This window comes from Xenorhabdus innexi (assembly GCF_002632485.1).
Classification (GTDB): domain Bacteria; phylum Pseudomonadota; class Gammaproteobacteria; order Enterobacterales; family Enterobacteriaceae; genus Xenorhabdus; species Xenorhabdus innexi.
Window position 1 is genome coordinate 1 of record NZ_NIBU01000071.1, and the last position, 11438, is coordinate 11438.

Genomic DNA, 11438 nt, shown 5'->3' on the forward strand with positions numbered 1-11438 from the left:
TGACAACGGTAAGTGGGTATGCCCCAATAATCCGGTGCTGACAGCAAAACAAACGGGCACTTTTTCGCTTTATGCGGCTCAGTATCAGGAAATCCAAGCGGGGGAGCCGACTAAGATCCATTATGAAAGAACCTCGGAAGCGGCACGTGAGTATGAGGTTATTCATACACCGGTCAGTATCACGGCCCCCAAACAGAATGCGGTGTTTCATCTGATGCCCTTTAACATTACCGGGATAGGTGATCCCGATGCCCGGATACATATCGGGAAAATGGAAAATAATGAAGTGTGTGATACCACTGTTGCTGCATCAGGGAAATGGTCCTGCGGACCCTACCTGTTTGGAAAAGGAAAATATACAGTGCCCGTAGAACAATTTATCAATAATGAACTGCACTCTACGGCGCAGGTATCATTTGAAATCCAGCCTTCAGGAAATGTGCTTTTAAATATCAAAGAACTACTCCTTGATGATAATTAAGATCAGCAGGATGGCGCCTCCTGATAAGAGGCGCTTTTTGCAGTAGAAACATAAGAAAAAAGGTGAAACTCTGGAGTTGGAATTTCAATGGTATTCAGAGGCATTATTAATATAACGGATTGCAGACAGAATACGATGAAGAAGAGTATGCTGTACTGATGTTCACTTTGGTTAACATTTAATTAACGCTGATTTGGTTAATATATTCCTGATTAACACAGTATATGGCATAACAAATAATGGAACTGATGATGCAAAAAAAACTGACAGGTATAGAGCGGGGCTGGTGGATTGTCAGCCTTGAAAACAGAGTTTGGCTACCACAGGGAGATTTGCCGCTGGGAACTGCTGAAAGCTGGTCATTGCAGGGACTTGTGGCTTACGCTATTGGCGAGTGGTTAGGAGAAATCGTGTGGCTTGTCCGTCATAAGATGACATCTGATATGTATTCTCCCCGCCGGATTGCAGAACAGGAACCTCAATTATTTCAATTGGTAGGGCGCGGAGTTCAATTAGCAGAGTTCTATCGTTCACATCGTTACTGTGGTTATTGCGGTCATGAAATGCAACCGACTCAAGATGAATGGGCCAGTCAGTGTCATCGTTGTGATGAACGTTATTATCCGCAAATTGCTCCTTGTATTATTGTCGGCATCCGCCGTGAAGATCACATTCTGCTGGCACAACACCAGCGTCATCGTAATGGTATTCATACGGTACTGGCTGGATTTGTGGAAGTGGGAGAAACACTGGAAGAGACGGTACATCGTGAGGTAATGGAAGAAAGTGGAATAAAAATCCGTAATCTGCGGTATGTCACTTCTCAGCCGTGGCCTTTTCCACACTCATTGATGATGGGATTTCTGGCAGATTATGAAAGTGGTGAGATTGAGCATGATCCCGTTGAGCTGATTAGTGCGGATTGGTATCGGTACGATGATCTTCCCCTGATCCCTGGGCCAGATACGATTGCCCGCCGTCTGATTGAGGAAACGGTTGTACTATGTCGTCAGAACTGTCATTCCCAGAATTCCCGCCAATATTGATAGCCGGTAACAATAGCGGATTATGTACAAATTATGAGAGTTACCCAGTATCTGTATCAGGTAACTCTCAATCTTTCAGGATACTTTATTCTTCGTTATTATTTCTGCTCTGTCAGGCCTCGGTTTTGCAGCATAGGCTCAATACTCGGTGCCTTCCCACGCCAGTTTATATACAATTTTTCCAGATCTTCACTATTACCACGCGACAGGATCTTATCGCGGAAAATCTGGCCATTTTCTTTTGTCAGGCCGCCATGTTCGGTAAACCATGCAAAGGCATCGTCTGCCAGCATTTCTGTCCACAGATAAGCATAATAACCGGCTGCATAACCACCCCCAAAAATATGTTTGAAGTAACTGGAGCGGTAGCGTGGCGGTACATAGCTGAGGTGAATGTTATCCGATTGCAGAGATGCTACTTCAAATTGATTCACGTCTTGTTGCGGTTGATCAGCAGTCAGCATATGCCAGTGCATATCTAACAATGCAGCTGATAGCAACTCAGTCATTTTATAACCTTTGTCAAATTTATCAGCCTGATTGATCTTATCTATCAGCGCCTGCGGCATTACCTCTCCGGTTTGGTAATGTCTGGCGTAATTAGCAAATACCTTCGGATCTTTAGCCCAGTATTCATTAATTTGTGATGGGAATTCGACAAAGTCACGAGCGGTGCTGGTACCGGATAGCGTTGGATACATCTGATCAGCAAACATGCCGTGCAGGGCGTGCCCAAATTCATGGAATGTTGTGATCACGTCATCATAGGATAACAGCGCTGGTTGGCCCGGAGCTGGCTTAGTATAATTGCCAACGTTGTAAATCACCGGCTTGGTTCCGAAGAGCTTTGACTGATCGACAAAATTACTCATCCATGCACCACCGGCTTTATTGTCACGCTTGAAGTAATCGGTATAGAACAAGGCCAGTTGTTGCCCGTCTTTATCAAAAACTTCATATACGCGAACATCGGGGTGATAAACCGGAATGTCTTTTCGCTCTTTAAAGGTAATGCCGTAAAGCAGATTAGCGGCATAGAACACACCGTTATTCAGAACGCTATCCAGTTCGAAATACGGCTTAATCTGGGATTCGTCCAAGTCATATCTTGCTTTGCGTACCTGTTCGGCATAAAACGACCAGTCCCACGCTTCCAGTTTGAAACCGCCGTTTTGCTGGTCAATCACGTCCTGAATATCTTTGGCTTCACGTTCAGCACGGGCAGTTGCGGCAGGCACAATATCACGCAAAAATTTCAGTGCTACATCAGGCGATTTCGCCATCTGACCTTGTAGCTTCCATGATGCGTAATCTTTGAAACCCAGCAGCTTAGCCTGCTCCGCCCGGATTTTCGCTAACCGGGACAGAGTCTGACGGGTATCATTATCATCCCCTTTTTCGGCCCGGTTCCACGATGCTTCAAATAGAGCCTTACGTGTATTGCGGTCTTTCAGGTCTTGCAGGCTCGGCTGTTGGGTCGTGTTCTGTAATACTAACAGCCATTGATTATCCAGTTTACGTTCACTGGCTGCCTGTGCAGCAGCGGCAATTTCGCCCTCTGACAGCCCGGCTAGTAGTGTTTTATCCTGAATAGTCAGTGCGCCATTCTTGGTTGCCGCCAGCAACTTATTGGTAAAGTGGGTACGGAGGGTCGCCGCTTCCTGATTCAATGCTTTCAGTTTTACTTTATCGGCGTCAGACAAATTGGCACCCGCTAACTCGTATTGCTTATAAATGACTTCGACCAAGCGGAGTGATTCTGCGTCCAGATTCAATGTCTCGCGTTGTTGGTAAATGGTTTTGATACGGTTGAACAGTTTACTGTTCAGCATAATTTCATCATTCATTGCCGCCAGTTTGGGAGACATCTCCTCACTTATTTTTTGCAGCCCGTCAGTGGTATTAGCGGATGTCATCGCCCAAAATACGTTCGTGACCCGATCCAGCATCGTGCCGGACTTTTCCAGTGCAATAAAGGTATTTTCAAAGTCAGGTGGTGCAGGATTATTGGCTATCTTCTCCACTTCTTCCAGCTTCTGTTTAATACCGGCAGTTATTGCGGGTGCATAGTCTGTTTCTTTTATCTTATCGAACGGAGGTGCTTGGAAAGGCAGTTCACTGGTGTAGAAGAAAGGATTCTGCTTGGATTGTTGTTGATTCGCTTCATCAGTCACACTCATCTCCTTTATCTGATCACTTGATATGTTCCTGTGATCAGAGCCCCGTTTATTTTCTTCGGCTTGCGCCTGAGTGCCGAGTGCTAAGCCAATAGCCAGTACTAAAATGGATAAACGCATCAGTCGAAACTCCTCCATGTAGGTTTAAACTCTTCGTCTTTCAAGCTGCCTCTCGCCGGAGGCTTTTGTTTGGCTGGGCAAATTCGTTCCTGATTAATTTGTTATTCCCTTGCCTCTGCGATGCAACGCGAAATCCATTGAGTTTGATCGGTTATTTTTCAATGAAAATGACTTTATAAGAGCTTTGATACAGTCGATTAACTAACGTAAACCAATTCATCCGACGATTAACTGAAAAGCGCGAACGGTGAAGGGTTGTGGCAATGTGAGATTTCTGCATTGCCTTTGTGCTACATACTTGTAACACAAGATTAACATAATGAGAGCAATAGATCGGAGTGACTAGTCCTTGTTCCGAATTTTGTGAACCGATACATAAATTTTTTTTCATTTTATGTTGTTGATTAATGACCGAACGTTTATTTATTAGCAGTCACAACGGAAGTTAAGCTTTCGACGTGTTATCATGCGGGCGCTTTTTATTGATAATCAAGGGAGCCTGTCATGAATGAGTTGAAAAACGACCGTTATCTGCGTGCCTTATTACGTCAGCCAGTTGATATCACTCCGGTATGGATGATGCGTCAGGCAGGGCGATATTTACCTGAATATAAAGCAACACGTCAGGAGGCGGGGGATTTCATCTCGTTGTGCAAAAATACAGAACTGGCCTGCGAAGTTACTCTTCAACCTTTGCGGCGTTTTCCACTGGATGCGGCCATCCTGTTTTCCGATATTCTGACCATCCCTGATGCAATGGGGTTAGGGCTGTATTTCGAGGCGGGGGAAGGGCCACGTTTCCACTCTCCTATCCTGAATCATGCTGATGTGGAAAAGCTACCTGTTCCTGATCCAGAAATGGAACTGGGTTATGTTATGGATGCTGTCCGTGCGATCCGCAGGGCACTGGCAGGGCAGGTTCCTCTGATTGGTTTTTCCGGTAGCCCGTGGACGCTGGCAACTTATATGGTTGAAGGCGGGAGCAGTAAGGCGTTTACTAAGATCAAAGCCATGATGTATGCTGAACCTGCGACACTCCATCTGTTACTGGATAAATTGGCAGACAGCGTTATTCTATATTTGAATGCACAGATTAAAGCCGGTGCGCAATCTGTTATGATTTTCGATACGTGGGGAGGTGTTTTGTCCCAGCGTGATTATCAGGATTTTTCCCTGCAATATATGCATAAGATTGTCGATGGACTGATCCGTGAACATGAAGGCCGCCGAGTGCCTGTCACCCTGTTTACCAAAGGGGGAGGGCAATGGCTTGAAGCGATGGCTGCAACCGGCTGTGATGCACTTGGTCTGGACTGGACAACCAATATTGCAGATGCCCGCCGTCGTGTCGGTGATAAGGTTGCTCTACAGGGAAATATGGACCCATCTATGCTGTATGCTCAGCCAGCGCGGATTGAACAGGAAGTCTCAACAATCCTGCATGATTTTGGTACTGGCAACGGGCATGTTTTCAATCTGGGGCATGGTATTCATCAGGACGTTCCGCCAGAGCATGCCGGAGCTTTTGTTGAAGCAGTACACCGATTGTCAGCGAAATACCATCAATAGGCTCTATGCTCAATATTTTCTATGCTTAACATTATCTATGCTTAACACAAAGGCACTACGTAAAGAACAGACAGAGAAGGCACAGCTGGTTATCCGCCATGATGTGCTTTCTGCCTCTTTTAGACCGGAGTTCATTGCGGGTGCTGACGTTGGGTTTGAAGAAAACGGCACGATAACCCGTGCTGCTATCGCTGTTTTGCATTATCCCTCTCTTGAGCTGGTAGAATACAAAATCGCGAGAGAGGGAACTGTGCTTCCCTATATTCCCGGTTTACTCTCATTTCGTGAATACCCGGCATTGCTCGCTGCATGGAGTCAGTTAACTTTACGCCCTGATCTGGTGATGGTTGATGGTCAGGGAATAGCTCATCCAAGACGCTTCGGCATTGCCAGCCATTTTGGTTTGCTGGTGGATGTTCCGACAATTGGGGTAGCTAAAAGTCGTCTGTGTGGTGAACATGCCCCTGTCGGGGAAGAAGTGGGAAGTTGTCAGCCACTGATTGATCACGGTGAACAGATCGGTCTGGTATGGCGGAGCAAAAAAAGGTGTAATCCGCTCTATATTTCCATTGGTCATAAGGTCAGTATTGACAGCGCCATGGGTTGGGTTGAACACTGTATGAAAGGATATAAGTTACCTGAACCGACCCGTTGGGCTGACGGAATAGCCTCAAATAGAGCGTTTTTTAGGCAAACAATGCAGAAAAGTCTTTAATTGAAGCGGAAATATGTGGATATTCTTGATTTTCAGGTAAACTTCGGCGCAAATTAGGCATCATGAGTAGCGACTAATGTTAAAAAACCCGATCCACCTGAGGTTGGAGAAGCTGGAAAGTTGGCAACATCTGACTTTTATGGCTAGTCTATGTGAGCGGATGTATCCGAATTATCACACGTTTTGCCATCAGACTGAGTTTGCTGATCCTGCACAATATCGTCGAATTCTTGACCTGGTGTGGGAGACATTAGTTGTCAAAGATGCAAAAGTAAATTTTGATAACCAGCTGGAAAAATTGGAAGCCATTATCCCATCAGCAGATAGCTATGATATTTATGGTGTGTATCCAGCAATTGATGCGTGTATTGCATTAGGTGAAGTCATTCATTCGCGTTTGAGTGGTTCAACGTTAGAGCATGCAATAGCCGTCAGTGAAATATCCATCCGTACTGTCGCCATGCTGGAAATGACGCAGGCTGGTCAGGAAATGACAGAGGATGAATTAAAGGCATTGCCTGCCATTGAAGAGGAATGGGATATTCAATGGGAGATTTACCGTTTATTGGCGAACTGCGAAGAACGGGACATAGAATTAATTAAAGGATTAAAGGCTGATCTCCGTGAGTGCGGAGTCAGCAATATCGGCATAAATTTAGAGCAATAAGTTATAAAACGTGACTTAGTGCTTGATTTGCCGGATTTAAAGACTTCACATTTGCCCTCACTCTGTTCTAAATTGAGGGCGAAAAGAAGTGGCTATCGGTGCGTGTATGCAGGGGTGCTGTCAAATCGGCATATCCGTCGCACTCGATGCTTTGCAAACGATAAACACACTGTAAGGATAATCTATGAATAAGACTGAATTAGTTGATGCAATCGCAGCAGGTGCTGACCTGACCAAAACTCAGGCTAAAGCTGCACTGGAATCAACTTTGGCTGCAATCACTGAATCTCTGAAAGGCGGTGATGCAGTGCAGTTGGTTGGCTTTGGTACTTTCAAAGTTAACCATCGTGCAGAGCGTACTGGTCGTAACCCACAGACTGGTAAAGAAATCAAAATTGCAGCTGCAAATGTACCTGCTTTCTCAGCTGGTAAAGCTCTGAAAGACGCAGTCAAATAATCGTATTGCGAAAAAAGAAAAAAGAGGGGAAGTCAACGCCCCTTTTGTTGATGATACAGGGGCTGTTAGCATTGGGGTTAATCTCATTGCTCAGCGCCTGCTCAGTCCAACCGAAAGAACCAACTTTCAGCGCCAGTGGTTTCATCACTGATGGCGGCGTTATCCGCCTGTGGCGTCTGAATGATCAAGACAGTAAACCTCAGGTCATTATGAGCGTTTACAGCCCTTACCAGCATAAAAACACCACCGTTACTTTCTACGAATATCGTCATGGACATTTGTGGCAGATGCGTCGCAGCGTACTCAATGATAACCCGATGGAAGAAACTCTGCGGTTAGATAAAAACGACAACGTGGTTTTTATGCAGCGCCAGTTTAGTGGACGCCGCGAGCAACTTTCTAACGATGACATTATAAATTCATTATTTGATGCCAGCCGAATAAAAGAAACCAGCGATGCTCTGAACGCCGGACAGGTAAAACTGAGGCAGGGGCACTGGCAGAACGGCGAAGTGACTACTTGCGCAGGAGAAAAAATATCTATTGAATTTGACCCGAAGGCACAAACATGGCTCGAAGAAAGAAATAAAAACAGTTACGGCATACTCACCATTGCATGGCTGGACTCACCAGAAGGTACACAGTTATTGCTAGTTGCCAATGACAATTTTTGTCTTTGGGAGCCGACGAAAGATAAGCTGTAAACCTATTACTTCCGCCTGCTCTTTATTTTCCAGAATGTTTCGTATATTGCTATTTCAGACGCGCAATAGCGCGGTAGCCAATATCTTTCCGGTAAAAACGACCTTTCCAGTTAATCTTTTCAGCTTGTCGGTAGGCTTTTTTCTGGGCTTCTGCAATATCATCACCCAATGCTGTAACACACAAAACACGACCACCCGCAGTGACCACCTCTTCATCTTTCAGCGCAGTTCCGGCATGAAAAACTTTTTCATCGGCCTGTGTTTCCTGATTCAGACCAGTAATCACATCCCCTTTAGTGTAATCAGCAGGATAGCCGTTTGCAGCTAACACCACACCCAGCGCAGAACGGTTATCCCATTCAGAGGTTTTACTGCCTAACTGACCTTTTGCTCCGGCAAGACACAGTTCCACTAAATCGGAACGCAGGCGCATCATAATGGGCTGGGTTTCAGGATCACCAAATCGGCAGTTAAATTCGATGACTTTCGGTTCGCCTTGTTTATCAATCATCAAACCGGCATATAGAAAACCGATATAAGTATTCCCTTCGGCTGCCATTCCTTTAACAGTCGGATAAATAATTTTCTCCATTACCCGCTGGTGGACTTCATCCGTAACCACTGGCGCGGGGGAGTAAGCCCCCATACCGCCGGTATTTGGCCCGGTATCACCATCACCGACCCGCTTGTGATCCTGACTGGTTGCCATCGGAACGACATTTTGACCATCAACCATGACAATAAAGCTGGCTTCTTCTCCATCCAGAAACTCTTCAATGACAATTCGATGCCCTGCATCACCGAATGCATTGCCTGCCAGCATATCCTTAACTGCGTTCTGCGCTTCTTCCATTGTCATCGCGACAACGACACCTTTACCCGCCGCCAGACCATCGGCCTTAATAACAACAGGGGCACCTGTTTTCTCCAGATAAGCAAGAGCAGGTTCGATTTCGGTGAAATTCTGGTAAGCCGCTGTTGGAATATGGTGGCGTGCTAGGAAATCTTTAGTGAAGGCTTTAGACCCTTCTAACTGAGCGGCAGCTTTAGTCGGGCCAAAAATGGTCAGCCCGGCCTGTTTAAATGCATCAACCACGCCAATAACCAGAGGTGTTTCTGGGCCTACAATTGTGAGACCAATATGATGGCTTTGAGCAAATGCCAGCAATCCGTCAATATCGGTTGCGGCAATATCTATATTTTTCAGGTTCGGTTCCAGAGCCGTTCCTGCATTGCCCGGAGCGACGTAAACCAACTCTGCCAGTGGAGATTGAGCTGCTTTCCATGCAAGAGCGTGCTCTCGCCCGCCACTGCCAATAATCAGTATATTCATCGGGTATTCCTCTGAAGTTGGTTAGTGGCGGAAATGACGCATTCCGGTGAAAATCATGGCAATACCATGCTCATCAGCAGCGGCAATGACTTCATCATCACGAATAGAACCACCCGGCTGGATTACGCAGGTCACGCCGACTGACGCTGCGGCATCAATGCCATCACGGAATGGGAAGAAAGCATCAGAAGCCATAGCACACCCCTGAACTTCCAGACCTTCATCTCCGGCCTTAATTCCTGCAATCTTGGCTGAATAGACCCGGCTCATCTGTCCTGCACCAATGCCAACAGTCATATTATCTTTGGCATAAACGATAGCATTAGATTTAACGAACTTAGCCACTTTCCAACAAAATAAGGCGTCCTGCATTTCCTGAGCTGTCGGTTGACGTTTGGAAACTACCTGTAATTCTGCTTCCGTTACCATGCCTAAATCGCGATCCTGCACCAATAAACCACCATTGACGCGCTTGAAATCCAGACCGGCAGCCGCTGAATGCCATTCTCCGCATGACAGAACGCGGACATTTTGTTTGGCAGCCAGAATAGGCAGCGCTTCTATATTAATAGAAGGAGCAATAATGACTTCGACAAATTGACGCTCAATAATGGCCTTCGCAGTGTCAGCATCCAGTTCGCGGTTAAAAGCGATAATCCCGCCAAATGCTGATGTTGGATCAGTTTTGAATGCCCGATCATAAGCAGTACGAATATCCGTTCCGATAGCCACGCCGCAGGGGTTAGCGTGTTTAACAATAACACAGGCCGGTTCAGCGAAGGTTTTCACACATTCCAGAGCGGCATCGGTATCGGCAATATTATTATAAGAAAGCGCCTTGCCCTGTAATTGTGTTGCGGTAGCAATAGACGCTTCCTTTATATGTTCTTCTATATAGAAGGCAGCATCCTGATGGCTGTTCTCGCCATAACGCATATCCTGCTTCTTAATAAAGTTGAGATTCAGTGTGCGGGGGAACTTTCCTGATGGCTGGCTGTTCTCGCCATAATAGGCCGGCACCAGTTTGCCAAAATAGTTGGCAATCATACTGTCATAAGCAGCGGTATGCTCAAACGCCTTGATAGCCAAATCGAAACGAGTCGGTTGAGTCAGCGAATTCTGGTGGTTATCCATTTCCTCAATAATCTTGTTGTAATCCTGTGCGTTGACAACAATCGCAACATCTTTATGGTTCTTGGCTGCGGAGCGAACCATTGTCGGGCCACCAATATCAATATTCTCAACGGCATCTTCCAGAGAACAATCCGGCTTTGCGACAGTCTGGGCGAAGGGGTAAAGATTAACGACCACCATATCAATAGGTGCAATCTGATGTTGTTCCATCACCTCATCATCCTGCCCGCGTCTGCCAAGAATACCGCCATGTACTTTGGGATGAAGTGTTTTCACCCGGCCATCCATCATTTCAGGAAAACCTGTGTAGTCGGAAACTTCAGTGACATTCAGGCCCGCCTCAGTCAACAGGCGGGCAGTTCCTCCCGTTGAAAGCAATTCAACATCACGATTGGATAAGGCCTTAGCAAATTCAACAATACCCGCTTTGTCAGAAACACTCAGCAGGGCACGACGGATTGGACGAAGCTGTTGCATTGGTGTGATCCCTTGGATTTCATCAAACAAGAATGTGTTATTGAGAAAAACTTCTGCCTTATTAGGGCGAAAAAACATCATTCGAAGAAAAAATGGTCTTCCACAATAACATTTCAAAACAACCAGAAAAAATCATATGGCGATTTTTCCGGCTGAGATTGTAACGCAAACGTTTGCGCGATGCTCGACAATTTTTATTAAAATATCGGTTTGTTGATAACTTTGTGTGTAACTGAGTATAAGTGTGGCTTTTGCTGTGTAATGCAGCAGTCAGTAATTTTTTTAAAAAAAACTATTGTCAGCGCCGTAAAACTCCCTATAATGCGCATCCGTTGTCACGACAAACACACAAACAAGTCGAGATGACAAGAGTTGAAAGCCACGAAATAAAGGCTTGACACTCAGAGAGGAAAGCGTAAGATACGCAGCCTCGCAACACGGAAGAGACTTCCGGTTGCCCCGCTCTTTAACAATTTATCAGACAATCTGTGTGGGCACTCGCAAGACCCTATCGACATGCCGAAAGGCAAAAAAGATTAAAGTCTTGAAGAGTGACTG

10 protein-coding genes are annotated in these 11438 nt (G+C 45.8%); 7 read left to right on the top strand and 3 right to left on the bottom strand.

The genetic code is table 11. The annotated features are described in order from the left end of the window. Together Xinn_RS22165 and nudC are read left to right on the top strand one after the other, a co-directional pair. Nucleotides 1–481: hypothetical protein (locus Xinn_RS22165; protein ID WP_169923605.1), on the top strand; the 481-nt coding region annotated here is incomplete at its 5' end. A 251-nt stretch (nt 482–732) separates the two neighbouring features. Then, nucleotides 733–1527 carry an NAD(+) diphosphatase gene (gene nudC, locus Xinn_RS17575; protein WP_086956519.1) on the top strand — a complete coding sequence of 265 codons (795 nt, stop codon included), beginning with the start codon at nt 733–735 and terminating at the stop codon, nt 1525–1527. A gap of 98 nt (nt 1528–1625) precedes the next feature. Here the strand turns inward: nudC and dcp are convergent, their stop codons facing one another. Then, nucleotides 1626–3824, bottom strand: a complete 2199-nt coding sequence (dcp, locus tag Xinn_RS17580; protein WP_086954576.1) for a peptidyl-dipeptidase Dcp — start codon at nt 3822–3824, stop codon at nt 1626–1628. 504 nt (nt 3825–4328) lie between these two features. Between dcp and hemE the strand changes: the two genes are divergently transcribed. From hemE to Xinn_RS17605, 5 genes are all read left to right on the top strand, one after another. Beyond that, a complete protein-coding gene (gene hemE, locus Xinn_RS17585; RefSeq protein WP_086954575.1) occupies nt 4329–5393 on the top strand; it encodes a uroporphyrinogen decarboxylase in 1065 nt (354 codons plus the stop codon). 37 nt (nt 5394–5430) lie between these two features. Beyond that, nucleotides 5431–6108, top strand: coding sequence for a deoxyribonuclease V (gene nfi, locus Xinn_RS17590; protein ID WP_086954574.1), 678 nt, complete (start codon nt 5431–5433; stop codon nt 6106–6108). Between the two features lie 76 nt (nt 6109–6184). Further along, the gene (locus tag Xinn_RS17595) at nt 6185–6775 is read left to right on the top strand and encodes a YjaG family protein (protein WP_086954573.1); all 591 of its coding nucleotides are present in this window, start codon (nt 6185–6187) and stop codon (nt 6773–6775) included. Nucleotides 6776–6959: 184 nt separating this feature from the next. After that, a complete protein-coding gene (hupA, locus tag Xinn_RS17600; RefSeq protein ID WP_086954572.1) occupies nt 6960–7232 on the top strand; it encodes a nucleoid-associated protein HU-alpha in 273 nt (90 codons plus the stop codon). Nucleotides 7233–7282: 50 nt separating this feature from the next. Continuing rightward, nucleotides 7283–7936, top strand: a complete 654-nt coding sequence (locus tag Xinn_RS17605; RefSeq protein WP_086954571.1) for a DUF1481 domain-containing protein — start codon at nt 7283–7285, stop codon at nt 7934–7936. Between the two features lie 49 nt (nt 7937–7985). Here the strand turns inward: Xinn_RS17605 and purD are convergent, their stop codons facing one another. Together purD and purH are read right to left on the bottom strand one after the other, a co-directional pair. Continuing rightward, on the bottom strand, nt 7986–9269 hold the full coding sequence (gene purD / locus Xinn_RS17610; protein ID WP_086954570.1) for a phosphoribosylamine--glycine ligase: 1284 nt from the start codon (nt 9267–9269) through the stop codon (nt 7986–7988). 21 nt (nt 9270–9290) lie between these two features. Next, complete coding sequence (purH, locus tag Xinn_RS17615) at nt 9291–10880, bottom strand: bifunctional phosphoribosylaminoimidazolecarboxamide formyltransferase/IMP cyclohydrolase (RefSeq protein WP_086956518.1); 1590 nt, start codon at nt 10878–10880, stop codon at nt 9291–9293. Nucleotides 10881–11438 lie beyond the last annotated feature (558 nt).